A 24865-nucleotide genomic window follows, 5' to 3' on the forward strand; every position below is an offset into this window, starting at 1 on the left:
TTAACTCCTATACCCCTAAACGCTCAAACACTCAAACGTATTAAAGATTATCAAGCGCTTTGCGATTGTGTTCTTTGAGTTTTTTGAATTCAGTGGGAGTGAATCCGGTCACATTGCGGAACTGGGAAGAAAGATGCTGTACACTTTTATAACCAAGCTTTCCTGCAATTTCAGTAAGGTTGAATTCGTTGTATAAAAGAAGTTCTTTTACCTTTTCTATTTTCTGAAGAATAAAGAATTGCTCTAATGTGATATTTTCGTTTTGAGAAAATGTCTTGGAGAGAGCACTGTAATCCTTGTGAAGTTTTGAACTTAGAAATTCGGAAAGCAGAAAGTCTTCCGGGATATCAAGGTCGCTTATTTTTACAATGATCAGGTTTTTGATTTTTTCTACAGTCTGATGCGCAGAATCCATAATCCTTTCAAAACCTGTATCAAGCAGTCCTTTTTCTATGAGTTGCATTTTTTCAGGAGAAACATCAGCTTCCGTTTCTACTTCTCCCAGTAAGATATTTGTGATCTTTACATCTGCATTACGGAAAATATTTTCTACTGCCGCAATGCATCTGTTGCAGACCATATTCTTTATGAAAATCTTCATAGGCTGTTGTTTAACCTGTCTTTTACGAATTCTATCTGGGTTTTCCCATGAGGAGCAGGATTGCCTTCATCGTTAAGATTTACCATGACAATTCTTTCTACGGTAATGATGGTTTGATGAGTCATTTTGTTTCGTACATCACATCTTAAAGTAATGGAAGAAGAGCCGAAATGAGTAGCTTCAATTCCTATTTCTATAATATCGCCTTGTTTGGCTGAGCTGACAAAGTTGATTTCAGAAATAAATTTTGTGACTACTTTTGTGTTTTCCAACTGAATAATAGCATAAAGCGCAGCTTCTTCATCAATCCATTGAAGAAGTCTTCCTCCGAAAAGTGAATGATTGGGGTTTAAATCTTCGGGTTTCACCCATTTTCTGGTATGGTAGTTCATATCTTTTAATAATTTGCAGTACAAATTTAGTGTTAAAAGCTGATCTTTTCAAAAGAATAGTATTTATTGATCTGAAAAGAATCATTCATTTTCTCAATCATTTTCTTTTGGAACGCATGGCTTTCGTTTTTGCTATGGAAGGGTCATTCAGCAATGTTTGATACTCTTCACTTTCTATGGCAATGAGCGCGACCTTTCCTTCTATATTATGATGGAATCCAAATCCATATTTTTTCGCTAAGGGAGAACATCGGAGGCAGGGCTGGCCTTTGGAAAAGAACTTTTCTCTTTCAAACTCCTGTTCATTTTCCTGAATTTCATTTTTAATGGCATAGCATTCAAAAATGAGATCATCAGAGGAATATTGGTAAGGACTTTTTATAAGTTTCTCATACTGGAGATTGGCGAGTGTTTTGTCCTTCTTTTCGGGAGGAATCTGTGCACGGAAAACAGGACAGTCTTCGGCTGCTTCAATGAATGTATTGGTATAATTTGTGGTGTAAGATTTCATATTTGGTTTCAGTATTTAAAATTTTAAGAATAACAGGGAAGTAAGGAAGTTGATCAATAGACTATAGTCTGTCATATTGACTTGATTTTGAGGACTCAGCGTTGGCATTTGCTTTAAATATTTAACTAATTTTATAATAAAATGTATTGTTGTGTAATTGCTTGGTATTCAATTTATTAAAATAGTTTTATGCAATTTTTTTATTTGTAGATTCAACATAATGTGAGAAATATTTAAAAAAAGCTTTGATTTGAAATTTTTAATTGTATCTTGCATACGTTTATATTTGGAATCAATATTTGTTCATTAATTTATGTTGTTTTTCTTTTATATACCAAATTTTTATTAATTTTTTAATTTATTTAAAATGAACATTTTTGTTTCAAACATCAATTACGCAACTAAAGAGTATGAGTTGCACGATCTATTCGCAGAATTTGGGGATGTATCATCAGCTAAAATCGTTACAGACAGAGAAACTGGTCGTTCCAGAGGTTTCGGTTTCGTAGAAATGGGTGATGAAGAAGGAAAGCAAGCTATTGAAGCTCTTAACCAAAAAGAATTTAACGGAAAAACTCTAAACGTATCTGAAGCTAAGCCAAGAGAAGAGAAGCCAAGAAGAAGCTTCGATAACAACAGAGGTGGAGGTTATGGTAACAACAACAATAGAGGCGGAGGCTATGGTAACAACCGTGGCGGAGGCGGAAATCGTTGGTAAAAATATGAAGCGGCTTTTTAGCCGCTTTTTTTATGGAATTTAATTTCCAGTGAATCATTTGATTATAACTTGGGTTGGAAAATGATGATGTTTTGGCATAATTTTAGAAATTATCAATCAATCAAAAAATAATTATAATGAAAAAACATTTATTAGCATTAATGATGGTGTTTGGTGGGTTGCTGGTCAACGCACAAAGCATTTATGCAGGACAGACCATAAGACAGGACAGAAAATACTGGGCAGATAATAATGAATATTACCTGATCTTTCAGAATGATGGAAATCTGGTTTTTTATAACAGATCCGGTGCACCTGCATGGGAATCAAAGACCACCAACAGAGGAGTAAGAGCAATTTTTCAGGAAGATGGTAATCTTGTAGTGTATACCCGTGGAAATGGCGTTGCTTTCAGTTCCAATACTGATGGTAAAGGTGCTGACAAGTTATCCGTTCAGGATGACGGTAATCTTGTTATCTATAATGGTTCCAGTCCTTTATGGGCATCTAAAGGCGGTATCAGAAATAATAATGGCTGGGGAAACCGTAACCGTTACGGAAGCAATGATTATGTTTCAACAGGCTACAGATTCCGCAAAGATGCAAAATTGTATTCTTCAGACGGACGTTACTATCTGGTTTTCCAGGATGATGGTAATCTTGTTTTAGCTAATAGAAACGGAAATGCTATTTGGGCTACAGGAACAGATAATAGAGGAAGCAAAGCTGAATTTCAGGGTGACGGAAACCTTGTAGTATATGATTCTTATAATAGAGCCGTGTGGAGTTCAAATACAGAAAACAGAGGTGCTGTAAAACTTACAGTACAAAATGATGGAAATCTTGTGATCTACGGAAGAAATTCTCCGCTTTGGAGCTCCGGAACCAACAGATAAATCATACAACACGAAAAAAAAAAGAGACTATCCACAAGATAGTCTCTTTTTTATGCTTATTTTAATTTTATAAGGATGTAAACGTTTTCGTAATAAATACTGGCATTGTCATCTTCAGAGTACTTTTCTCTTGTAATTTCACTGAAAATAAGTTTAACGTGATATTTACCTAAATCAGATTCCATTGCAATTTCAGGAATTACTACATTTCCTTTCTTGTTTTTATTTTCCTCAAATAGTTTAATGATCTGTGGTCCGAAATCTATTTCTTCCTGATCATTTAAACTGAGTTTTAATGAGGATTTTTCTGTCAGGTCATCTGTCAGCTCAAACTGGTCATTATTCAGTTGTTGGGGATCCCTGCTATACCGATGGAAAGAAATTAAATATTGATAATTTCCGATTTCTACAGCCTGTTCTTTACGAATAAGAACGAGTCTTTTCATTTCATATGCTCTGTTTTTTACGGTGACATTCACATCTGAGAACTTATTCTGAATATCGTAATTGATGCTATAAAATGTTCCATTTTTAATATTGTCGGCTAATTCAGCCTGATCTTTTTCGTTCAGCAGCGTTGATAGAAATTCACTTTGCTTTCTCTCAGCCAGAAATTCAAATTTATCAGCAATTTCATTGCGAACAGTATCTGTAACTTTTTTCTGAAAATTAATCTTGCTGGCACTCATTAGCTGATGCTGGTTTAAAATATTCATCAATTCTGCTTTCTGACTTCTTTTAGCCACACTGAATGCATTAAGGTATGGGAAAACCAATGCAAAAGCACCAAATAAAAATAAGCTGACAGGAATGAACTTTATCGTAGTTTTTTTGTTGAAAATAAAGTAGACAACAGTGCCTAACAGCCATAGGGCAAGCAGGAGAACGAAATACCTTGGTTCTGTATAACCATATTCTAAAATTCTAGTAAAAATAGCAGTGAAAAGCAGAATGATCAAAGGAACAATGGTATAATAGAATGCTTTTGAAAATATTCTGACCCAGGATTTTGCGTTTTCTTCTTTCAACGGATGAACCAGAAGTAATGCAAGGATGCCAACAATGCTATAGGCTAAAACAAGGTAAGAAACCCAGCCTCTTGGAAGCTGCCAGTTGATTACTATTTTAACAGAATAAAAATAAAGAATTGTTACATAGATAAGGAGTAACGGAATTAAAATAAACTGAGTGAAAAATTTCAAAACAACAGGATAGGTACCATCTTTTTCAAGATTATTTAAGCCTTTATCATTAAATAAAAGGAAAATAAAACTGCTTCCAAAAATAGCGAGAACAAAGAATGTATCTCTGTAAATTCTGTCATGAAAATTAAAGTCGAAAAGTTTATCAACCGCTAAGATGGCTAATTCCACACCGCCTGTCAGAACTCCTGTAAATACGGCAGTGAGAAAGATATTGATAAAAAGATTTTTGTTATACTGCCAGAATCTGAGCTCTCTGTCTTTCTCCAGAAATGGAACAAATGATACCAGTAAGTGGGAAAGAAGAGCAGTAACAGCAATGATATATCCATAAACTTCTGTAAACCCATTCTTCTTATCAGGCAGAATAAAATAAAAACCTATAAGAAAAATAATACCGGATGCCTGTAGTAATATCTCTTTCCCGATCCTCTGTGACAACATTTTTAATGCAAACATCAGAGAAATTCCGAGACATGTACAAATGGTGAACTTTATATAAGAAGTAATTTCACTGCGCTCTGTTTCCACAATACATATGGTCCCAATAGAAGCTAATAAAGCCATGACCAAAATCATTGGATATCGGAAAATGACTTCATTGGCCCGGCTTAGAGTCTCCTGGAATTTTGTTTTCATGATTTGGTGTTTTTAAGGTTTAGATTAATCTTTTTTCTTTTTTTTCTTTTTGTCCTTGTCTTTTTCTTTCTCTTTTCCCTTGGTTTTCTTTTCTTTTTTAGGATTCAGGATTTCTTCAGCAACTTCGAACTTAGGTTCTTCCACTTTGGCTGGCTTTATTTCGATTTTTAGATCAAAATAGCCCTTCATATCTTCCTTGGAAATTAATTTTTCACTTAATAAAAGCTCCAGGATTTCCTTCCCTGAATTATTAAAAAAATTATGTGAAAGCTCTTTTAATAGGAATTTTTTATACTCTTCTAAAGGAACAAGCACGCTGTATTTGAAGATTCTTCCTTCTTTTACAGTGGATAGATAGCCTTTTTCAACTAATATTTTCAAATAAGTGGAAACCGTATTCTGGTGTGGTTTCGGTTCCGGATGCTGCTCCATAACGTCCTTCAGATAGAAAGATTCCATTTTCCAAAACAGCTTCATAAAGTTTTCTTCTGCGGCAGTAAGATGATTTATTTTCATAGAGTATTCTAATGTTGAAATTGAATATTGCAATAAAGATAGATAAAAGATACCAGAAAAGCTATTCCAGCCCCCATAAATACTTCTTTTACGGTATGTCTTTTTAAAATAATACGGGTGATTCCGACCAAAATAGCGATTCCCAGCCATGCAAGACCCATTTTCCAGTCCAGTGAGAAAAAGAGCGCAGCTACAAATACATTGAACGCCGTATGCATCGAGCTTTTGATAAAAAGATTGCTGATCTGAAGAGCGAAAAGAAGCACCAGAATAAATAGCATGACAAGATCAATATATCCGTTTCTGATATAATTAAAAAGAAGATAAGCGATTACACATACTGCAATAAATATATATAAGGTTTTCCTTTGGACACGGTTGGAAACATCCATATTGGTATATCTTCCGGTCTTTACATTCCACACCAGCCATATCACCACCGGAATAATGATCATCAATAATACAGGAAGAAAATACAACATAGAATCTTTAAGGGAATATTCTCTGATGCTCATGTAGATAAAGAAAATGATCAGAGAGACCAAAGGATTAAAAAAATCAGAGATGACTTTTGAAATTTTGTGTAATAATGAAGATTGTTTTTCTTCCATAATCAAGTTTAAAAACCAAATATACTATTATAACCTTAAAAATCAAATGAAAACCATGAGATGGAATCGTTGAATCAATGGATAAGTTGTTTGATTACCAGTTGTTTTTGATAAAATGAAATGTTTAATTTTAATTGATCAGTTTTAATCATCAGTATCATGAAGCATCTATTCTTATTATTTATATTGTTAAGTTATTTAGCCTTTGGTCAAAAGGTTTCCCGGGAAAATAGTGTTACACCACAACCTGTCCATCAATTAAGGATCTATGAAATTCGAAAGGAAAATAAACGGGTTTTTCTTGACCGCTTCCTAGATCATGCATTGAGAATCATGAAATAGGGATTTACCATGGTGTCGAGCTGGGAATCGGAATTCAGAGAAAAAACAGAATTTGTTTACCTGCTAGTGACAGATAAAGAGTTGGAAGGAAATTAAAGCCAGAACCGCAAAGCAATACGGTAATTTCGTTAATGAAACTGAAGCCAGAATCCCGAAACTTACAGATTTTTCACCGGAAAAGAAGCTGTTGAAATAACCAAAATATATATTAACAATAATTAAAGAGGAATAAAATAGGGAACAAAATGTAAAGAATCCTGATATCTCCGAATCATGTGTCGTTTCGGAAAATCCCTATGGATAGGACGATTTCTGAAATCTGATAGAAAGAATGTAACGGATAAAACGTAGTTGTATCCTTCTTCCAAGGGGTCGGAAATTAAGAATAATCCATACAGCCCGCAAATAGATTTTGCAGAAAAATCGAAAAGTTATCTATGTATAGAATAAAAACAAAGTTTTTTTCATAATTTTGCTCAACTATTTCATCATAAAAAAGCAAGAGCTAACACATGAAAGAATTTTCTAAAGAGGTATACCTGAAGTGGTATGAAGATATGACAATGTGGAGAAGGTTTGAAGACAAATGCCGTTCTCTTTACCTAAAACAAAAGATCAGAGGATTTTTACATTTGTATAACGGTCAGGAAGCTATCCCTGCCGGGTTTACACATGCAATGGATCTTACAAAGGACAGTATGATTACTGCTTACAGATGTCACATCCATCCAATGGCGATGGGAGTAGATCCTAAAAGAATCATGGCGGAACTTTGTGGTAAAGCTACCGGAACATCCGGAGGTATGGGTGGATCTATGCACATTTTCAGTAAAGAACACCGTTTTTACGGAGGACATGGTATCGTTGGAGGACAAATTCCATTAGGTGCAGGTATTGCTTTTGCAGATAAATATTTCGACAGAAAAGCAGTAAACATCTGTTTCTTTGGTGACGGAGCTGCAAGACAAGGTTCTTTACATGAGACCTTCAACATGGCAATGAACTGGAAACTTCCTGTAGTATTTGTTGTAGAAAACAACCAATATGCAATGGGAACTTCTGTAAAAAGAACTGCCAACCACGAAGATATCTATAAATTAGGATTAGGATACGAAATGCCTTGCCTTGCTGTAGATGCCATGGATCCTGAAAAAGTAGCAGAAGCTGCTTACGAAGCTATTGAAAGAGCAAGAAGAGGAGACGGACCTACGTTCATTGAAGCAAGAACTTACCGCTACAGAGGACACTCTATGTCTGATGCTGAGCCATACAGATCTAAAGAAGAAGTAGCGCTTCATAAAAATGATGACCCAATCGAATTGATAAAACACAGAATTTTAGAAAACGGATGGGCTACAGAAGCAGAATTGGAAGCTATGGATAACAAATCCAGAGACTTTGTTGAAGAGTGTATCGAATTTATGGAAAACTCTCCGTATCCGGATGCAGAAAAAATCTATGAGTATGTATATGCTCAGGAAGATTATCCATTCCTAGACAAATTAGAAAACTAAAAAATAAAAATTTATTTGAAATTTGAAGTTTGAAATTTCTGAAATCTCAAATCTCAAATCTCGAATCTCAAATCAATATAGATTATGGCAGAAGTAATTACGATGCCCCGCCTGTCCGACACAATGACGGAAGGTAAGGTGGCAAAATGGCATAAAAAAGTAGGTGATAAAGTAAAAGAAGGAGATATTTTAGCTGAAATTGAAACTGATAAAGCAGTTCAGGATTTCGAATCTGAAATAGAAGGTACCCTTTTATACGTAGGTGTAGAAGAAGGAAGTGCTGCTGCTGTAGACTCTGTTTTAGCTATTATCGGGAATGAAGGAGAAGATATTTCAGGATTAACAGGTGGAGCGGCTGCTCCCGCTGCGGCAACTGAAGAAAAAAAATCAGAAGATCAGCCTAAAGCAGAAACTGCTGCGCCAGCTGCTGCAGAAGTTCCGGCAGGAGTAGAAATTATTACAATGCCAAGACTTTCTGATACAATGACAGAAGGTAAGGTTGCTAAATGGCACAAAAACGTAGGCGATACAGTAAAAGAAGGAGATCTCCTTGCTGAGATCGAAACAGATAAAGCGGTACAGGATTTCGAATCTGAATTCAATGGTGTATTATTGAAGCAAGGTGTAGAAGAAGGAGGTGCTGCTCCGGTTGATTCCGTATTGGCAATCATTGGCCCTGCAGGAACAGATGTTTCCGCTGTAGGAGCTCCAAAAGCTGCCGGTCAGTCAACTGAAAAACCAGCTGAACAAAAAGCAGAAGCTAAAACAGAAGAAAAAGCTGCTCCGGTTGCGAGCTCTTCATCTTCTGACAGAGTAGCAATCTCTCCGTTGGCTAAGAAAATGGCTCAGGATAAAGGGGTGGATATCAACAGTGTTCAGGGTTCTGGTGAAAACGGAAGAATCGTTAAAAAAGATATTGAAAATTATCAGCCATCTGCAAAACCAGCTGCTTCAGCTCCTGCAGCAAGCGCTGCTCCTGTTGCAGTAAGCTTCGTACAGGGTGAAGATACAGAGACTCCAAACTCTCAGGTAAGAAATATTATTGCAAAACGTCTTTCTGAAAGTAAATTCTCTGCACCTCACTATTATCTGATGGTGGAGATCAATATGGATAAAGCGATTGAGGCTAGAAAAGAAATCAATTCTTTACCTGATACTAAGATCTCTTTCAATGATATGATTATTAAAGCGACTGCAATTGCTTTAAGAAAACACCCTCAGGTAAATTCAAGCTGGGCAGGTGATAAGATCATCCACAGAGGAAATATCAATATTGGTGTGGCAGTAGCTATTCCAGACGGACTGGTAGTTCCGGTATTGAAAAATACAGATCAGATGACGTATACTCAGATTTCTGCATCTGTAAAAGATATGGCTTCAAGAGCTAAGAGTAAAGGTCTTAAAGCTAATGAAATGGAAGGATCTACATTCTCTATTTCAAACTTAGGAATGTTCGGAATCGAAACATTTACAAGTATCATTAACCAGCCAAACTCTGCAATCCTTTCAGTAGGAGCCATTATCGAGAAACCAATCGTTAAAGATGGTCAGATTGTAGTTGGAAACACGATGAAACTTTCATTGGCTTGTGACCACAGAGTGGTAGACGGTGCTACAGGGGCTCAGTTCCTACAGACATTAAGAACTTATTTAGAAAGTCCATTAACTTTGTTACTGTAATTTTCTGAATTGAAAATATGGAAACCTCCCAAATCGGGAGGTTTTTTTGTTTCTTCAGTAAATGGAAATTGAAATGGAAATGGAGATAGCTAACAAAACCTATAAGGTTTCAAAAACCTTATAGGTTTAGAAAAAAGTGTATATTACAAAAATTTTTACAAAAAAATAAGACAGTAATAATTAAAAAAATTAATGGAAAAGACCTATATGAATAGATCAGAGAAATCTAATTCAGATAAATCTAAAATAAAATATAAACCGCTTCAAAAAGCGGTTTTTTATTTGCAGGCAATTCACTACTTTTGAGTCATGATTAAAGCAAGAAATATCCATAAATCTTATGGGAATTTAGAAGTACTGAAAGGAGTTGATATTCAAATCAAAACGGGAGAAGTGGTTTCTATTGTAGGAGAATCAGGAGCTGGTAAATCTACATTGCTGCAGATTCTGGGAACCTTGGATCACCCTAGTCAATCTAATAAATATGATACTGAAATTGAAATTGCAGGAGAATCATTTATTAATATGAATGATAAGCAGCTGTCAAAATTCAGAAATCAGAATATAGGTTTTGTATTTCAGTTTCATCAGCTTCTTCCGGAGTTTACAGCGCTGGAAAATGTCTTGCTTCCGACAAAAATAGCAGGAGCCAACGAAAGAGAAGCTCTTGAAAAGGCTTATGCTTTATTTGAGGATCTGAAGATCGAACAGAGACTGAATCATAAACCCAACCAGCTTTCAGGTGGAGAAGCACAAAGGGTAGCTGTAGCAAGAGCTTTAATCAATTCTCCGAAAATCATTTTTGCAGATGAGCCTACAGGGAATTTGGATTCTAAGAATGCGGATGATCTTCACCGCTTGTTTTTTGATCTTAGAGATAAATACAACCAAACTTTTGTGATTGTAACGCATAACCCGAATCTGGCCGAAATTACAGACCGAAAGCTCGTTATGAAAGACGGAATGATCATAGAGTAGTATAGAAAACCGGATGATGAAACACTTTATTTTTCTTTTTTTAATTGTAATCTCATGTTCAAAAGCTGAATCCCAGCAGTTGAGCTCATTGGCTATTCCTCAGACAAGAATTTCGGAGATTAAAAATTATATTAAAGGAAAAGAGTACAATCAGGAACTGGCTGTTTTCATCAACTTTAAAATTCATTCCGGGAAGTATCGTTATTTTATTTATAACCTGAAAAATAATACAATTCTTCAGCAGGCTGTAGTTTCTCATGGTTCAGGTTCTGTGATTCCAAAATCGGATGCTTTGAAATTCAGTAATATTGAAGGATCTTATCAGTCATCACTTGGAAAATATATTATTGGAGAAAGTTATATAGGGAAGTTTGGTAAAGCGTACCGCCTTGCAGGACTGGATGCAACCAATAGCAATGCCATGCAAAGAGCAATAGTTCTTCATTCTTATGGATGTATTCCTGATGCAGAATCAAAATCTCCTGCATGTCTGAGCTTAGGATGCCCTATGCTTTCCGTCAATGCACTAAAAGAAACAGCAAAATATATTGATAAGTCTACAAAACCTGTCATTTTATATGCTTTCTATTAATTGATCATATTCATCTATAATTTTTTTCCATGGCCATAAAACTCCTTGCCGAAGATGACAGACCCAGAGAAAAGTTTTTGCAGAAAGGCAAAAGCTCACTTTCTGATTCCGAACTTCTGGCAATTATTATGGGAAGTGGAAATAGAGAAGAAGATGCGTTGGAATTAGCAAGAAAAATTTTAGCCTCTGTGAATAACAACTGGCATGACTTGAGCTTGCTTTCCGCCAAAGATCTGATGAAATTCAAAGGTATTGGAGAATCAAAGGCCATTTCCATTATTTCAGCTTTAGAAATCGGAAAAAGGAGAGCGGTACAGGAAATTCCTGAAAAAACAATTATTGGAAACAGTCACGACGCTTATGCGATTCTCAGAAACCAGCTCTCTGATCTCAGAACAGAAGAATTCTGGGCAATTTTCCTTAATAATAGCAATAAAGTGATTCATGTTTCTCAACTCACGCAGGGAGGGATCAGTCAGTCTATTGTAGATGTGAGAACGCTCTATAAGGCAGCATTGGATCATTTTTCAACTGGCATTATTATAGCCCACAATCACCCTTCCGGAAGTTTAAAACCAAGTCGGGAAGATATCAATATCACACAGAAAATAAAAGAAGCGGGAAATACATTAAGTATTCAGGTTTTGGACCATATTATTGTCACGCAGGATTCGTATTTTAGTTTTTCAGACGCAGGATTATTATGATTAGAAGATTGAAATACCATGAAATTGATTTTGTAAAATATGCTCAATGTTTAGAAAATTCCGAACAAAGAAAATATTCTGCTGCAAAACATTTTTTAGACACAACTTCTACAATGCCCTGGGAAATTCTTGTTTACAAAGATTACGAAGCAGTAATGCCTGTTCCTTTCGTAAGAAAATACGGGATGAAAATTGTACATAATCCTAAGCTTTGTCAGCAGCTTGGTGTTTTTTCCGGCAAAGATGATGTTGATCTTAATGAGGCATTTTTAGAATATCTGGAAAAAAATTATATGATCAGGGCATATCCTTTCAATGATGTCAATCAGCTTCGTACAAAGATCAGAATCAAAAAGAACTTTTTATTATATCCTGAGGTTTATGAGAAAGTCTATTCGAAATATTCACCTAAAAGAAAAAGAAAACTTCGGTTAGATGAAGCTGTTTTAAAAGAATCAGAAATCAAAGTAATCCCTTATGAGAAAGCGAAAGCTTTCATTGAATCCAATACAATAGGATTGAATAAAGACCATGATCTGTTTGAATTCATGAGAATTTTTGAAAGTTTTTATAAGTCCGGATATCTGAAATTCACAGCTTTTTATTATCAGCAAAATATTGTTAATGTGATTGCTACGTATTCTGATGGTAATATGATAGCGCTTTTAGGAAATTTTAATGATAAAGATTATGTCAGATTATCAGGAGCATCCGTATTGATTGATCATCTTATTAAAGAAAATATAGAAACTCATATTTTTGATTTTGAAGGAGGAGAATTACCTAATATTGAAGAATTTTTCAGGGGATTTCGTCCAGAGCTGAGACCCTATGGAATTATTGAAAATTCAAAAAAGAACCTTTTCAAAAAGTTAGGATATCTTGTATTAAGAGGAAAGTCTTTTTTATGATGAAAAGCATTGTTTAGACCGGTTCTAATTAAGTAATATTCCGTAACTTTATAAAATCCTTAGTAAAACAGTTATGTTACAACAGATTCGTCAGTACAAATTATCATACATGCTTTATAACTTGTTTAAAAAGAATAAATTAAAGCATAATATTCCTTTATATAAAAAATACGGAATCAATAAGAACTATTTTTCAAGTATTTCAAGTAAAGATTTTGCACACCTTCCGGCTAGCGAAAGAATACTGGATGATACAAAACTTAGGGAAAGTCCTTTTTTTAAGAAGCTTTCTGACGAAAATAAAGAAAGTGCTCTTCAGTATGATGAGAATGGCTATATGATTCTGAGAAATTTCATAACTCCGGAAACAGCGGATCAAATCAATACTGAAATTGATAAACTGATGAAAGATGGGACTTTGAAGTTCATATACGGAGGAAAGCTGATGTTTGCAATCCATCATTCAGAAATCATTAAAAATATTGGGAGTGATCCGGAACTGTTAGACTTTTTATCTGTTCTGCTGGATGGAAAATCCAAACTTTTCCAAAGCATCAATTTTATCAATGGCAGCCAGCAGAAAACCCATTCTGACAGTATTCACATGACCACCTATCCATTAGGCGGTTTATTAGGTGTATGGATTGCCCTGGAAGATGTAGATGAGAATAACGGAGCACTTCATTATATTCCTAAAAGCCATAAACTGCCTTATTTCCTGAATTCTGATTATGATAATGAAGGGACAGCTTTGAAAATTGGTAAGAAAAGCTACAGAGCTTATGAAACTTTCCTGGAGGATAAAGTAAAAGAATTAGGCTTGAAGAAAGAAATCTTTAAAGCCAAAAAAGGTGATCTATTAATCTGGCATGCCAATATTCTGCACGGCGGAGAACCTCACACGGATAAAAACAGAACGAGAAAAAGTCTTGTTTACCATTTCTTCGATGAAAACAGTGTATGCTACCATGAAGTAACCCAGAGGCCGGCACTGTTTGAACTTTAAGACAAAAGATTCCCCTTCGTAAAGCTTTTTATAGAAATACAGATTTAAAAAGATAGTTTTTTTACATTTGTATTCTTATAATATCAGTGTATGGAAAAAAAGAAGAATATTCTTGTTTTTATATTTTCAATCTATGTATGCATGATGTCATACTACCTGTATACCCATCATTATTACAACACTGATATGGAAGCGTATATGGGGCTGATTTATAAAACGGAATATCCTGAAATGAAAATTGAAGAAATTCATCAGAAGGTATATGACGAACTGAGGGAAAAGAATCCCGATTTTGCAGGCCTTGGCCCCGTTGATCCTATGGTTGAGGAAGTAGCAAAAGGGGAGAGTACTTATTATAAAATCATCTCACAAAATCCCAAAGCCTACGAAGAAGAGCTACAACTTTTTGTGGTAAAACCTTTTTATAATTTTATCGGCTGGTCATTGTTTAAGCTTGGTTTCAGTGCTTCTGCTTCCATCTCTTTGATTTCAGCTATTTCTTACGCACTAATTCTTATCCTGATTTTCAGCTTTTTGATAAAAATTCTGAGAAATTATCCTCTTGCCTTTGTCCTTACAATTTTAATTTCACTATTTAAACCTTTACCAGAGGCGGCCCGGCACGTTTCAGCAGATTCGTTATCATGTTTACTGCTTCTTTTGAGCTTTTATGTGTTTTTACTGAGAAAAAATTTCTTCTTCGCAGGCATATTGGCTATGCTTTGTGTGCTTACAAGACCTGAGTATTTTATTTTTTATTCATTCCTGTACGCCGTTATTTATTTTTATAGAGATAGCCTTCATGTTAAAACAGGTTCATTATTGATATCATACGGGTATATATTTCTATCCTTCTTTTTGATACAGGCTTTCAATCAGGTTTCGTGGTCTACGCTTTTTATGAATCAGTTTACGAAAGTTCAGATTTATCCTGTATCGCAGCCTGATCCATTTTCCTTTGCAGATTATTTTCGTTTTATTAAAAGTAATATCATGCTGGAGTTCAATACTTCCTATTTTCCAGGCCTGTTGATTTTTATTGTAGTCATTCTGGCGAATCGTTTTTCATTTCATAATAAAAAGAACCAGTCCCAGGCCTTGTTTTTTGCAATTATTTATGGAACTGTTTTGTTGAGATTTTTGGTTTTTCCGTCTCTCGTAAACAGGATGATGCTTGGCTTTTATCTGATAATCATGCTTGCATTGGTCTATATACAAATTTCTAAAGTGGATATCTTTAAAAACTCTTTAGAAGACGGAAAATAATTAGTAATTTTGCAGTCTAAAATTATGACGAGTCTATCAGGATATTTACCCTATGCATTTGCATTGATTATTGCAATTCCTTTTCTGGTTTTGCTCAGACAATTTGTACACTCATACATTACGCTTAAGAACCAGGAAATCAAACTGCTTACCGTGAAATCAAATTCAGAGAATAAAGCACATTCTTATGAAAGAATGACCTTGTTTCTGGACAGAATGAAACCCTCCAATCTTATCCAGAGGTTCGACAGGGGACTGGCGGTTCATGAATTTATTTTCCTGACTGAAAAGGCAATCAATGAAGAATTTGAGTATAACTCTTCACAACAGTTATATATCGCAAAAAATTCATGGAAGAATATCGTAGACTCAAAGAATGCAATTATAGAACTGCTTCACAAAACCTATGATGGATTAAAAGGAGAAGTTCAGCTGGATGAATTCAAAACGATTTTCATCATGAATTATATGGAAAGCAACGACTATATTGCTGAAACCATAGAAGATTTAAGAAAAGAAATTTTAATAATAACTTAAAAAATAACAGATAAATAATGATTCCAAATTTTAAAGCACATCCATGGCACGGAATTTCTGCAGGAGAAGATGCGCCAAATGTTGTCAACGTATTTGTGGAAATTGTTCCTTCAGATACTATTAAATATGAAGTAGATAAAGAAACAGGATACTTAAAGGTAGACAGGCCACAGAAATTCTCTAACATTATCCCGGCTTTATATGGTTTTGTTCCAAGAACATACTGTGATAAGGAAGTGATGAGACTTGCTGTAGAATCAGGTGCTACTGACGTTACTATGGGTGATCATGACCCACTTGATATCTGTGTTTTAAGTTCTCACAATATCCATGCGGGAGGTTTGTTGATGGAAGCTATTCCAATCGGAGGTTTCAAAATGATCGACGGAGGTGAAGCAGATGATAAAATTGTTGCCGTAATGATCAATGACCACGCTTTCGGACACTTCAGAGATATTTCTGAATTACCGGAAGCAGAAGTAAAAAGATTGATGCACTACTTCCTGACATATAAAAACTTACCGGATGAGCCTGCAAAATGCAGAATCCAGGAAGTTTACGGAGCTGAACACGCAAGAAAAGTGATCAAAGCTTCTCAAACAGACTATGCAGATAAATTCGGAGGATAAGATGTCCTTCCCTAGAATAATAAAAAAGCAGATGATTTTTCATCTGCTTTTTTTGTGAATATTTTATTCTGTATCAGCAGGTTAATTTCTTTTATACACTGATTTTCCCTCTTTTATCGTTTCCAGAACTTTAATGTTTCTGAGGTTTTCAGGAGCTATGGTTAAAGGATTCTGATCAAGAATAACAAAGTCAGCTATTTTACCAGCTTTAATAGACCCTTTTCTGTTTTCTTCCTGCAATTGATAAGCTCCGTTAATGGTAATCGCTTTTAACGCTTCAAGTGGAGAGATTCTTTCATCAGGACCTAAAATCATTCCAGATCGCGTTTTTCTATTCACTGCTGCGTATACGGCTGTAATCAGATCGGGTGGTGTAACCGGAGCATCATGATGAATGGTAAAAATAATTCCTGCTTTTAATGCTGAATTGGCCGGACTGATAAAAGCAGCTCTTTCAGGGCCGAAAACACTCGAATAATGCCAATCTCCCCATAAATAAGCATGCGTAGAAAAATAAGAAGGGATAACCCCTAATTCTTTTATTTTTTGAATATGATCGGGGCGGCTGTTCTGTACATGAATTAATGTTGCCCGCAATTCCGGTTTGTAAATGTTTTCATCTTTCAACCTTTGAATAACACGGATGGCCTGATCAATTGCGGCATCTCCGTTTACATGAAGCTGGGCAGTAATGTGATTTTGGAAAAGGACTTTTAGGTCGTTATATAAGGTTTCATCCGTAAAAATAGGAAATCCTTTATAATCCTTAGACTGACCTTCTGGAGGAACTAAATAAGGCTGAGTGAGCCAGGCCGTTTTACCTTGTGGAGAACCGTCATCAGAAAATTTGAATCCGGCTAATTTCAGATGATTTTCATATTTCATATACTTTGGTTTGAAACTGTTGAAATCCTTTTTGAAATATTCATAATCAGGGAAGTAAACAATATCAGCCTTAAAAAGGTTTTGAGACGCCGCCTTTTCTAACAGAGCAACACTTTCTCCCATTGTTCTCCCGTCACAAATAGTAGTCTGTCCATAGCTGAGCCATTCATTCTGGGCTTTCATCAGATTTTCCATGGTATGAGCCTGGGTATCTTTTCCCTTATTCATTTTTTCTGTTAATGTCAATAAAGCGGTGAAACTTGCATTCTCTTCTAATTTTCCATTCAGTTTTCCTGTTTTTTTGTCTCTTCCTAGGTGACCTCCTTCGGGATCTTTTGAGGATTCTGTTATTCCCAGAAGTTCTAACATGGCACTGTTTGCTACGCTGGCATGACCTGAGGCATGAATAACAATAATAGGATTGGTTGTACTAATGACATCCAGTTCAGCTTTTGTAGGATGACGGTGTTCTGTCATAATTGCATCATCATAACCATTTCCGATAATGGGTTGTTGACCTGTAATTTTTTTGTCTTTGATATAGTTTTTAATTGTAGTCTGTAAATCTTTAATTGAATTTACAGTGCCATAAGGTTCAGGAGATAAATCTACAACATCCATCATACCGGCTCTTGAAGTAAGATGTCCATGAACATCTATAAACCCGGGAAGAAGAGTGTTTCCATTAAGATTAATCATTTTAGTCGCTGGCTCTGAAAAACGTTCTGCATCCGATTTTGTTCCCGCAAAAAGTATTTTCCCGTTTTTTATTGCTACAGCTTCAACTTGTGGAGAAGAATCCTCCATTGTGATAATAGGACCTCCGAAGTAAAGTATCTCGGCTTTTTCCTGTGGAATCTTATTTTGACAGCTGCTTATACCTGCAGATAAAAAAATAGTGTATAATATCCTTTTCATAAATAATTAATTCAAATCACGGTGAGAAACAAATTTACGAAATAATAGATAATTATTAGTGAATTTTATTATGTGTTTATAATTTCATTATATTTATAAGACTAATCTCAATTTTTTAATATAAAATAATAAACTATGGATCTATTTGTGTTAGTGCCAATTTTTGGTGTCATAGCTTTGCTTTATACATTTCTTCAGAGCAACTGGGTCAATAAACAGAATGCAGGAAATGAAAAAATGAAAACAATCAGCGGCCATATTGCAGACGGTGCAATGGCTTTTCTAAAGGCTGAATACAAAATCTTAACGTACTTTGTTGTAGTAGTTGCCATTCTATTGGCAGTAATGGGGTCCAGTAATGCCAATTCACACTGGAGTATCGGAATTGCTTTTGCCGTAGGAGCTGTATTCTCCGCTTCAGCAGGGTTTATAGGAATGAAAATCGCTACCAAAGCGAATGTGAGAACGGCAGAAGCTGCAAGAACTTCACTGTCAAAAGCCCTTAAAGTATCTTTTACAGGAGGCTCTGTAATGGGAATGGGAGTTGCCGGACTGGCTGTTCTAGGCCTGGGAGCGTTATTTCTGATTATTAAACAGATTTTTGCCCCTGAAGCCACAGTAGACTCTCATGAAATGGAAAAAACTATTGAAATTCTTACAGGATTTTCTCTTGGCGCTGAATCTATTGCCCTTTTTGCAAGAGTAGGAGGTGGTATTTATACAAAAGCTGCAGACGTAGGTGCAGACCTTGTAGGAAAAGTAGAAGCCGGAATTCCTGAAGATGATCCCCGAAATCCAGCGACTATTGCAGATAACGTAGGAGATAACGTAGGAGACGTTGCCGGAATGGGAGCAGACCTTTTCGGATCGTATGTGGCGACAGTTCTTGCCACGATGGTATTAGGTAGAGAAACTGTTTCTGATGATGCTTTCGGAGGTTTTGCCCCGATTCTTTTGCCGATGCTGATTGCAGGAACAGGAATTATATTTTCAATGATCGGAACTTTATTTGTAAAAATCAATGATAATGACGGTTCGTCTACTTCCAGTGTACAGAATGCATTAAACCTTGGAAACTGGGGAAGTATTGTGATTACCGCCATTGCTTCTTATTTTCTAGTAACCTATATCCTTCCTGAAAAAATGGTTCTCAGAGGTCATGAGTTTACGAAAATGGGCGTTTTTGGAGCTATCATGGTAGGTCTGGTCGTAGGAACTTTAATGAGTATTATTACAGAATATTATACTGCTATGGGTAAAAGACCGGTTTCCAGTATTGTGAGACAGTCTTCTACAGGGCATGCAACCAATATTATCGGCGGGCTTTCCGTTGGAATGGAATCCACTTTACTTCCGATTATTGTACTGGCAGGAGGAATTTATGGTTCTTATCTGTGTGCCGGACTTTACGGAGTGGCCATTGCTGCAGCTGGAATGATGGCTACAACAGCCATGCAGCTTGCTATTGACGCTTTTGGACCTATCGCAGATAATGCCGGAGGTATTGCTGAGATGAGTGAACTGCCGAAAGAAGTAAGAGAGAAAACAGATATTCTTGATGCCGTAGGAAATACAACCGCTGCTACAGGAAAAGGATTTGCCATTGCTTCAGCAGCTTTGACAGCACTGGCTTTATTTGCTGCTTTTGTAGGTATTGCAGGAATTGACGGTATTGATATTTATAGGGCAGATGTTCTTGCCGGACTTTTTGTGGGAGGGATGATTCCGTTTATCTTCTCCTCATTGGCGATTACCGCAGTAGGACAGGCAGCGATGGCCATGGTAGAGGAAGTAAGAAGACAGTTCCGTGAAATTCCGGGAATTCTGGAAGGGAAAGCGCAGCCGGAATATGAAAAATGCGTTGCCATTTCTACAGATGCATCCATCAGAAAAATGATGCTTCCTGGTGCGATCGCCATCGTTTCTCCTTTGTTAATAGGATTTATTTTTGGTCCTGAGGTATTGGGAGGATTTCTGGCTGGTGCTACAGTGTGTGGTGTCTTAATGGGAATGTTTCAGAACAACGCTGGAGGTGCCTGGGACAATGCAAAAAAATCCTTCGAAAAAGGAGTTGATATCAATGGGCAGACGTATTATAAAGGTTCAGAACCGCACAAAGCATCTGTAACAGGTGATACAGTGGGAGATCCGTTTAAAGATACATCAGGACCTTCGATGAACATCCTGATTAAATTAATGTCAATCGTTTCTTTGGTAATTGCACCTACTTTGGCTGTTTTGCATAAAGATAAAATTGAAGCCAACAGAAAAGCAAAAATTGAAAGTCTTACAGGAATTTCCAGTTCTGCACCTACTGTAAATGGAGATTCTAAAATCATTACGGTCATTCCGGGAGAAATTAAAGGGCACCTTAATGAAAACGGAGACTTTGTATATGAAACAGGAAATATTCAGAAAATAAAACTGGATGGAGGGAAAACAATTGCCCTGGGTGATGGAAGCCAGCTTTACCAACTTTATAATGTGGTGAAACAAAAAGATAAATCAGCTTTAGATCCAAATAAGTGGTACACGATTGAAAATCTTTATTTTGAAACAGGTTCAAGTGATCTGAAAGCAGAATCCGCACTTCAATTAATTACTTTGTCAGAAATTTTAAATGCTTATCCGGATCTGAAAATAAAACTGGGCGGATATACAGACAATAGCGGTAATGAGGATAGTAATCTTAAGCTATCCAATCTGAGAGCACAGACAGCCAAACTTAAACTGCTTGAGTTAGGTATTTCAGCAGACAGAATAGAAGCAGAAGGCTATGGATCACAACATCCTGTATGTGAAGCTAATGATACTGATGAATGCAAAGCAAAAAACAGAAGAATTGATGTAAGAGTATTGGCTCTTTAAAATCAATGTAGAAATAGTACAAAAGCATCGCAATGGCGGTGCTTTTTTAGATTATAAAACGAAAACTCACACAAATAAATATCTACAATCATCTGTGAAAATCTGCGCAATCCGTGGTTAAAAAAAGCATCTGTGCGATCTGTCGGAAAAACAACTGCAGCAACATCAAAGATTCCTTTTCAAATGCTCCAGAGCCTGAATGATCAATTCATCTTTTTTAGCAAAACTAAACCTTATATAATCAGAATTTTGTCTTGAATTATAGAAAGCAGAAAGTGGAAGGCAGGAAACCTTCTTCTCAATCGTTAGCCACTTGGAAAATTCCACATCCGTCATGCTTTTAGAAATAGTCCTGAAGTTAACTACTTGAAAAACACTTCCTTCCGCTTGTTTTTCAATCTGAAATGGTGTTTCCTTCATCATTTCATTAAAAATATCTCTTTTCTTCTGCATAAGTTTTTTATTGATATCCGGATCAAATACATCGAGATATTTTGCAATAGCATATTGTGCGGGAGCATTCGCACTGTAAGAAATATACTGCTGGTGGCACTGGAATCTTGCTGTTAAAGCTTCTGAAGCGAGCATATAACTCACTTTCCATCCCGAAGTATGAAACATTTTACCAAAAGAAAAAATGCAGAAAGTCTTTTCCCTGAGTCCAGGATGGATGAAAGAGCTATAATGTTCGGTTTCATCATAACAGTAAGTATCATATATTTCTTCTGAAATTAAATAAATATCACGGTCTTTAATCAGTTCATAGAGCTGATGCCAGTCTTCTTTTTTCCATACTTTTCCGGTGGGATTCTGGGGAGAGTTGACAATGACTGCTTTTGTCTTTTCAGTAATACAATCCTTAAACAAATTCCAATTGATGGTAAAATCTCCATCAAGATCATAATAAACAGGAATTCCTCCATTCATAACAACAGCTGGTCCATAAGTGTAGTATGAAGGTTGAATAATGATGACTTCATCACCTTGATTCAGAATAGATTTAAGAGAAGTATATAAAGCAAAGGTTGCACACGGAATAATGGTGACTTCTTTGTTTGTAACAGAGATTTTATGCGTTCTTTTTGCATTGAAACGAATAATGCTTTCTATCAGAAGAGGATTGCCGGCAAGAGGTTCATAGTGATGCGTATTGTGTTCAGCAGCTTCTTTTAAAAATATTTTCAGGCGTTCATCAATATCAAAATCGGGAAGTCCCAGAGAAAGATCAAAGCTTCCGTGCCTGGTTGCCAGCTCGGACATTTCCGTAAAAAAGGAATAATGAGTAAATCCGTAAATTTTATCCACCTATTTTGTATTTTAATCAAATATAATAAAATTTTAATATCAAAATTATACTTAAACTCCATATGTTAGTAGATTTGTAATGAATTGCATATTATTTTGTCCTGGTGATTATTGATGCCGGGATTCAATAAAAATTATTATTTTTAAGAAATTTATCTTTTATGAGAAAAATACTTATTCCGTTATTGGCAATGGCTGTAGTGACCAGTTGTGGAACGGCAAAAATATCTGACGGGAATGCTTCACATCCTGTTTCAACAAAACATAACAAAGCATTTAACAATGCCTATAAAGAGATTAATGCAGAGGATTTAAAGAAAAACCTGTACGTCATTGCAGCAGACGATATGGAAGGGCGTGACACCGGAAGCAAAGGACAGAAAAAAGCGGGTGAGTATATGATTAATTATTATAAGAATCTAGGTATTTCAGCTCCTAAAGCATTAGGCTCTTACTATCAGAAAGTACCTTCTGAATTCATGAAAAAAAGAGGAGGGGGAAACCTTCCTGATTCTGAAAATATTTTAGCTTTTATTGAAGGAAGTGAAAAGCCGGAGGAAATTGTAGTTGTTTCTGCTCATTATGATCACGTAGGAACCAAAAATGGAGTGGTATACAATGGAGCAGACGATGACGGAAGTGGAACTGTAGCCGTAATGGAAATTGCTAAAGCATTCCAGCAGGCTAAAAAAGCAGGTAAAGGACCTAAAAGATCCATTCTGTTTCTTCATGTTACAGGAGAGGAACATGGGCTGTTTGGTTCAGAATATTATTCAGAGAATCCGGTTTTCCCTTTAGCCAATACTGTTGTTGATCTTAATATTGATATGATCGGACGTGATGATCCTGCCAACAGAGGAAAACAATATGTCTATGTGATTGGCTCTGAAATGTTAAGTTCTCAGCTTAAAGTAATCAACGAAGCGGCGAACAAAAGAACCAATAACCTGGAACTGAATTACAAATATGATGACTTGAATGATCCTGAACAATTGTATTACCGTTCAGACCACTATAATTTTGCCAAACATAATATTCCTGTCGCATTTTTCTTTGATGGTATTCATGAAGATTATCACAAGCCGGGTGATGATCCTGAAAAAATTGATTATCAGTTGTTGGAAAAAAGAACTCAGCTTATTTTTACCACAGCCTGGGATATTGCCAACAGAGAAGAAAGAATTGTCGTTGACAGAAAATAATCACCAATTTTAATTCGGATTGATTCTAACCCTTGTCAAGGTTTAAAACCTTGACAAGGGTTAAAAAAAAATCATTCCCATAAACTTGCCAACAAAAACATTACCATGAAAACCATAATCCGGGAAGCAAAGCCAGAAGATATTCCACACATACAGATTGTGAGAAACTTTGTGAAAGAAAACATGCTGTCAGATCCTGGATTGGTTACAGATAAAGACTGTGAAGAGTTTCTGTTCCAAAGAGGAAAAGGTTGGGTTTGTGAGGTGGAAGATCAGATCGTTGGTTTTTCCATTGCAGATCTGAAAGAGAACAATATCTGGGCACTTTTTGTACATCCGGATTTTGAAAACCAGAGAGTGGGTAGAAAACTTCATGATATCATGCTCAACTGGTATTTTGAACAAAACAAAGATTCCGTATGGCTTGGGACTTCATCAGGAACAAGAGCTGAGATCTTCTACAGAAAATCTGGCTGGAAGGAAGCTGGAACTCATGGAAACGGGGAAATCAGGTTTGAAATGACTTATGAAAACTGGAAAAATAGAAAAACTATGACCCCAAAACTAAAATCCATCAGACCTTTTATCGGAGCACAAAGCTTTGAGATCAGCAGAAATTTTTACAAAGATCTGGGTTTTGAAGAAGTGGTTCTGGAGCCCCAATTATCACTTTTTATACGTGAAGAAATTGGTTTTTATCTTCAGGATTATTACGCAAAAGATTGGGTGGATAATACCATGATCTTTATGGAAGTTGCCAATACAGATGAATTCTGGAAAGAACTTCTTTCTTTGGGGCTTACGAACAAATATGAAAATGTAAGACTCACTCCTGTAAGAACAATGGATTGGGGTAAAGAATGTTTTGTTCACGATCCGTCTGGGATATTGTGGCATTTCGGTGAGTTTTTTTAAGGAAGAGAGAAATATGATCTACGCATTTGATACCTATTATTATGAGGATTATGCCAATACCGTATGTATTGCATTTGAAGACTGGACCTCTGAAAAAGAAGTAGAAGTCTTTATAGAACAGATTCCCGTAAGTTCAGAATATGAAAGCGGAGCCTTTTACAAAAGAGAATTGCCCTGTATTTTGAGTCTGTTGAAGAAAATAACATTAAGACCAGAAGACATTATCATTGTCGATGGATATGTCACTTTGGATAATGATGGAAAAATTGGTTTGGGCGGACACCTTTACGAAGAACTGGAAGAAAAGTATCCTATTGTTGGGATTGCAAAAAATGAATTTACAACACCGGATTCCCAGCGAAGAAGTGTTTTCCGTGGAGAAAGTAAAACGCCACTTTTTGTAACAGCGAAAGGAATAGATGTAGATGAAGTTCAATTAAAAGTAGAACAGATGCATGGCGATTACAGAATGCCCACACTGCTAAAAAAACTTGATCAGCTAAGCAGAGCATAAACAATAGAAT

The 24865-nt window shown here is 36.0% G+C and carries 24 protein-coding genes; 16 read left to right on the top strand and 8 right to left on the bottom strand.

Annotated features, from left to right (window positions below; all coding sequences use genetic code 11):
• Window positions 1-40 precede the first annotated feature (40 nt).
• The 3 genes from RAH34_RS11730 to RAH34_RS11740 all read right to left on the bottom strand — a co-directional run bounded on the left by RAH34_RS11730 (window position 41) and on the right by RAH34_RS11740 (window position 1504).
• On the bottom strand, window positions 41-601 hold the full coding sequence (locus RAH34_RS11730) for an AraC family transcriptional regulator (protein WP_114821880.1): 561 nt from the start codon (window positions 599-601) through the stop codon (window positions 41-43).
• Window positions 598-993: an acyl-CoA thioesterase gene (locus RAH34_RS11735; protein ID WP_306596266.1), complete on the bottom strand. Its 396-nt coding sequence runs from the start codon at window positions 991-993 to the stop codon at window positions 598-600. Before RAH34_RS11735 ends, RAH34_RS11730 begins: the two co-directional genes overlap by 4 nt.
• A gap of 97 nt (window positions 994-1090) precedes the next feature.
• Window positions 1091-1504 (bottom strand): DUF6157 family protein, encoded by a 414-nt coding sequence (locus tag RAH34_RS11740; protein ID WP_306596267.1) that lies wholly within the window; start codon window positions 1502-1504, stop codon window positions 1091-1093.
• Between the two features lie 367 nt (window positions 1505-1871).
• Here RAH34_RS11740 and RAH34_RS11745 point away from each other — a divergent pair, with 367 nt between their 5' ends.
• Both RAH34_RS11745 and RAH34_RS11750 read left to right on the top strand, forming a co-directional pair.
• The gene (locus tag RAH34_RS11745; RefSeq protein ID WP_034696719.1) at window positions 1872-2222 is read left to right on the top strand and encodes an RNA-binding protein; all 351 of its coding nucleotides are present in this window, start codon (window positions 1872-1874) and stop codon (window positions 2220-2222) included.
• A 137-nt stretch (window positions 2223-2359) separates the two neighbouring features.
• The gene (locus RAH34_RS11750) at window positions 2360-3118 is read left to right on the top strand and encodes a hypothetical protein (RefSeq protein WP_114821878.1); all 759 of its coding nucleotides are present in this window, start codon (window positions 2360-2362) and stop codon (window positions 3116-3118) included.
• Window positions 3119-3174: 56 nt separating this feature from the next.
• Here the strand turns inward: RAH34_RS11750 and RAH34_RS11755 are convergent, their stop codons facing one another.
• The 3 genes from RAH34_RS11755 to RAH34_RS11765 are packed head-to-tail and all read right to left on the bottom strand — an operon-like array spanning window position 3175 to window position 6086.
• A complete protein-coding gene (locus tag RAH34_RS11755) occupies window positions 3175-4959 on the bottom strand; it encodes a DUF4153 domain-containing protein (protein ID WP_306596268.1) in 1785 nt (594 codons plus the stop codon).
• Window positions 4960-4983: 24 nt separating this feature from the next.
• Window positions 4984-5475: a BlaI/MecI/CopY family transcriptional regulator gene (locus RAH34_RS11760; RefSeq protein WP_306596269.1), complete on the bottom strand. Its 492-nt coding sequence runs from the start codon at window positions 5473-5475 to the stop codon at window positions 4984-4986.
• Between the two features lie 8 nt (window positions 5476-5483).
• Window positions 5484-6086 carry a phosphatase PAP2 family protein gene (locus RAH34_RS11765; RefSeq protein WP_034696715.1) on the bottom strand — a complete coding sequence of 201 codons (603 nt, stop codon included), beginning with the start codon at window positions 6084-6086 and terminating at the stop codon, window positions 5484-5486.
• Between the two features lie 854 nt (window positions 6087-6940).
• Between RAH34_RS11765 and pdhA the strand changes: the two genes are divergently transcribed.
• The 10 genes from pdhA to RAH34_RS11815 all read left to right on the top strand — a co-directional run bounded on the left by pdhA (window position 6941) and on the right by RAH34_RS11815 (window position 16248).
• The gene (pdhA, locus tag RAH34_RS11770; protein WP_114821875.1) at window positions 6941-7942 is read left to right on the top strand and encodes a pyruvate dehydrogenase (acetyl-transferring) E1 component subunit alpha; all 1002 of its coding nucleotides are present in this window, start codon (window positions 6941-6943) and stop codon (window positions 7940-7942) included.
• Between the two features lie 84 nt (window positions 7943-8026).
• The gene (locus tag RAH34_RS11775) at window positions 8027-9622 is read left to right on the top strand and encodes a 2-oxo acid dehydrogenase subunit E2 (protein ID WP_114821874.1); all 1596 of its coding nucleotides are present in this window, start codon (window positions 8027-8029) and stop codon (window positions 9620-9622) included.
• A gap of 309 nt (window positions 9623-9931) precedes the next feature.
• Window positions 9932-10600, top strand: coding sequence for an ABC transporter ATP-binding protein (locus RAH34_RS11780; RefSeq protein ID WP_034696709.1), 669 nt, complete (start codon window positions 9932-9934; stop codon window positions 10598-10600).
• A 13-nt stretch (window positions 10601-10613) separates the two neighbouring features.
• A complete protein-coding gene (locus RAH34_RS11785; RefSeq protein ID WP_114821873.1) occupies window positions 10614-11192 on the top strand; it encodes a murein L,D-transpeptidase catalytic domain-containing protein in 579 nt (192 codons plus the stop codon).
• Window positions 11193-11221: 29 nt separating this feature from the next.
• Complete coding sequence (gene radC / locus RAH34_RS11790) at window positions 11222-11899, top strand: DNA repair protein RadC (protein WP_114821872.1); 678 nt, start codon at window positions 11222-11224, stop codon at window positions 11897-11899.
• Entirely contained in the window at window positions 11896-12810 is a 915-nt protein-coding gene (locus tag RAH34_RS11795) for a hypothetical protein (RefSeq protein ID WP_306596270.1), read from the top strand. Before radC ends, RAH34_RS11795 begins: the two co-directional genes overlap by 4 nt.
• 73 nt (window positions 12811-12883) lie before the next feature.
• The gene (locus tag RAH34_RS11800; RefSeq protein WP_306596271.1) at window positions 12884-13816 is read left to right on the top strand and encodes a phytanoyl-CoA dioxygenase family protein; all 933 of its coding nucleotides are present in this window, start codon (window positions 12884-12886) and stop codon (window positions 13814-13816) included.
• 90 nt (window positions 13817-13906) lie between these two features.
• Window positions 13907-15082 carry a hypothetical protein gene (locus tag RAH34_RS11805; protein ID WP_306596272.1) on the top strand — a complete coding sequence of 392 codons (1176 nt, stop codon included), beginning with the start codon at window positions 13907-13909 and terminating at the stop codon, window positions 15080-15082.
• Window positions 15083-15106: 24 nt separating this feature from the next.
• On the top strand, window positions 15107-15619 hold the full coding sequence (locus tag RAH34_RS11810; protein ID WP_114821868.1) for a hypothetical protein: 513 nt from the start codon (window positions 15107-15109) through the stop codon (window positions 15617-15619).
• Window positions 15620-15636: 17 nt separating this feature from the next.
• A complete protein-coding gene (locus RAH34_RS11815) occupies window positions 15637-16248 on the top strand; it encodes an inorganic pyrophosphatase (protein ID WP_047375226.1) in 612 nt (203 codons plus the stop codon).
• Window positions 16249-16329: 81 nt separating this feature from the next.
• On the opposite strand, the gene RAH34_RS11820 is transcribed toward RAH34_RS11815, so the two are convergent.
• Window positions 16330-18051, bottom strand: coding sequence for an amidohydrolase (locus tag RAH34_RS11820; protein ID WP_306596273.1), 1722 nt, complete (start codon window positions 18049-18051; stop codon window positions 16330-16332).
• A 135-nt stretch (window positions 18052-18186) separates the two neighbouring features.
• Between RAH34_RS11820 and RAH34_RS11825 the strand changes: the two genes are divergently transcribed.
• Entirely contained in the window at window positions 18187-20919 is a 2733-nt protein-coding gene (locus RAH34_RS11825) for a sodium-translocating pyrophosphatase (RefSeq protein ID WP_306596274.1), read from the top strand.
• A gap of 165 nt (window positions 20920-21084) precedes the next feature.
• On the opposite strand, the gene RAH34_RS11830 is transcribed toward RAH34_RS11825, so the two are convergent.
• Complete coding sequence (locus RAH34_RS11830) at window positions 21085-22224, bottom strand: aminotransferase class I/II-fold pyridoxal phosphate-dependent enzyme (RefSeq protein WP_114821864.1); 1140 nt, start codon at window positions 22222-22224, stop codon at window positions 21085-21087.
• A gap of 161 nt (window positions 22225-22385) precedes the next feature.
• Between RAH34_RS11830 and RAH34_RS11835 the strand changes: the two genes are divergently transcribed.
• The 3 genes from RAH34_RS11835 (at window position 22386) to RAH34_RS11845 (ending at window position 24855) form a co-directional block, all read left to right on the top strand.
• Window positions 22386-23426 carry a M28 family metallopeptidase gene (locus RAH34_RS11835; protein WP_114821863.1) on the top strand — a complete coding sequence of 347 codons (1041 nt, stop codon included), beginning with the start codon at window positions 22386-22388 and terminating at the stop codon, window positions 23424-23426.
• 105 nt (window positions 23427-23531) lie between these two features.
• Complete coding sequence (locus tag RAH34_RS11840; protein WP_306596275.1) at window positions 23532-24341, top strand: GNAT family N-acetyltransferase; 810 nt, start codon at window positions 23532-23534, stop codon at window positions 24339-24341.
• Window positions 24328-24855, top strand: a complete 528-nt coding sequence (locus RAH34_RS11845) for an endonuclease V (RefSeq protein ID WP_306596276.1) — start codon at window positions 24328-24330, stop codon at window positions 24853-24855. The genes RAH34_RS11840 and RAH34_RS11845 overlap by 14 nt, the downstream gene beginning before the upstream one ends.
• Window positions 24856-24865: the final 10 nt, after the last annotated feature.

The sequence above is a fragment of the Chryseobacterium sp. WLY505 genome (assembly GCF_030846215.1).
In the GTDB taxonomy this organism is placed as follows: Bacteria; Bacteroidota; Bacteroidia; order Flavobacteriales; family Weeksellaceae; genus Chryseobacterium.

Coding starts and splice junctions, on each gene's coding strand:
- RAH34_RS11800 (WP_306596271.1), top strand. CDS start 12,884: ATGTTACAACAGATTCGTCAGTACAAATTATCATACATGCTTTATAAC.
- RAH34_RS11775 (WP_114821874.1), top strand. CDS start 8,027: ATGGCAGAAGTAATTACGATGCCCCGCCTGTCCGACACAATGACGGAA.
- RAH34_RS11810 (WP_114821868.1), top strand. CDS start 15,107: ATGACGAGTCTATCAGGATATTTACCCTATGCATTTGCATTGATTATT.
- RAH34_RS11820 (WP_306596273.1), bottom strand. CDS start 18,051: ATGAAAAGGATATTATACACTATTTTTTTATCTGCAGGTATAAGCAGC.
- RAH34_RS11730 (WP_114821880.1), bottom strand. CDS start 601: ATGAAGATTTTCATAAAGAATATGGTCTGCAACAGATGCATTGCGGCA.
- RAH34_RS11735 (WP_306596266.1), bottom strand. CDS start 993: ATGAACTACCATACCAGAAAATGGGTGAAACCCGAAGATTTAAACCCC.
- RAH34_RS11745 (WP_034696719.1), top strand. CDS start 1,872: ATGAACATTTTTGTTTCAAACATCAATTACGCAACTAAAGAGTATGAG.
- RAH34_RS11815 (WP_047375226.1), top strand. CDS start 15,637: ATGATTCCAAATTTTAAAGCACATCCATGGCACGGAATTTCTGCAGGA.
- RAH34_RS11805 (WP_306596272.1), top strand. CDS start 13,907: ATGGAAAAAAAGAAGAATATTCTTGTTTTTATATTTTCAATCTATGTA.
- RAH34_RS11750 (WP_114821878.1), top strand. CDS start 2,360: ATGAAAAAACATTTATTAGCATTAATGATGGTGTTTGGTGGGTTGCTG.
- RAH34_RS11835 (WP_114821863.1), top strand. CDS start 22,386: ATGAGAAAAATACTTATTCCGTTATTGGCAATGGCTGTAGTGACCAGT.
- RAH34_RS11785 (WP_114821873.1), top strand. CDS start 10,614: ATGATGAAACACTTTATTTTTCTTTTTTTAATTGTAATCTCATGTTCA.
- RAH34_RS11740 (WP_306596267.1), bottom strand. CDS start 1,504: ATGAAATCTTACACCACAAATTATACCAATACATTCATTGAAGCAGCC.
- RAH34_RS11840 (WP_306596275.1), top strand. CDS start 23,532: ATGAAAACCATAATCCGGGAAGCAAAGCCAGAAGATATTCCACACATA.
- RAH34_RS11755 (WP_306596268.1), bottom strand. CDS start 4,959: ATGAAAACAAAATTCCAGGAGACTCTAAGCCGGGCCAATGAAGTCATT.
- radC (WP_114821872.1), top strand. CDS start 11,222: ATGGCCATAAAACTCCTTGCCGAAGATGACAGACCCAGAGAAAAGTTT.
- pdhA (WP_114821875.1), top strand. CDS start 6,941: ATGAAAGAATTTTCTAAAGAGGTATACCTGAAGTGGTATGAAGATATG.
- RAH34_RS11825 (WP_306596274.1), top strand. CDS start 18,187: ATGGATCTATTTGTGTTAGTGCCAATTTTTGGTGTCATAGCTTTGCTT.
- RAH34_RS11780 (WP_034696709.1), top strand. CDS start 9,932: ATGATTAAAGCAAGAAATATCCATAAATCTTATGGGAATTTAGAAGTA.
- RAH34_RS11760 (WP_306596269.1), bottom strand. CDS start 5,475: ATGAAAATAAATCATCTTACTGCCGCAGAAGAAAACTTTATGAAGCTG.
- RAH34_RS11795 (WP_306596270.1), top strand. CDS start 11,896: ATGATTAGAAGATTGAAATACCATGAAATTGATTTTGTAAAATATGCT.
- RAH34_RS11765 (WP_034696715.1), bottom strand. CDS start 6,086: ATGGAAGAAAAACAATCTTCATTATTACACAAAATTTCAAAAGTCATC.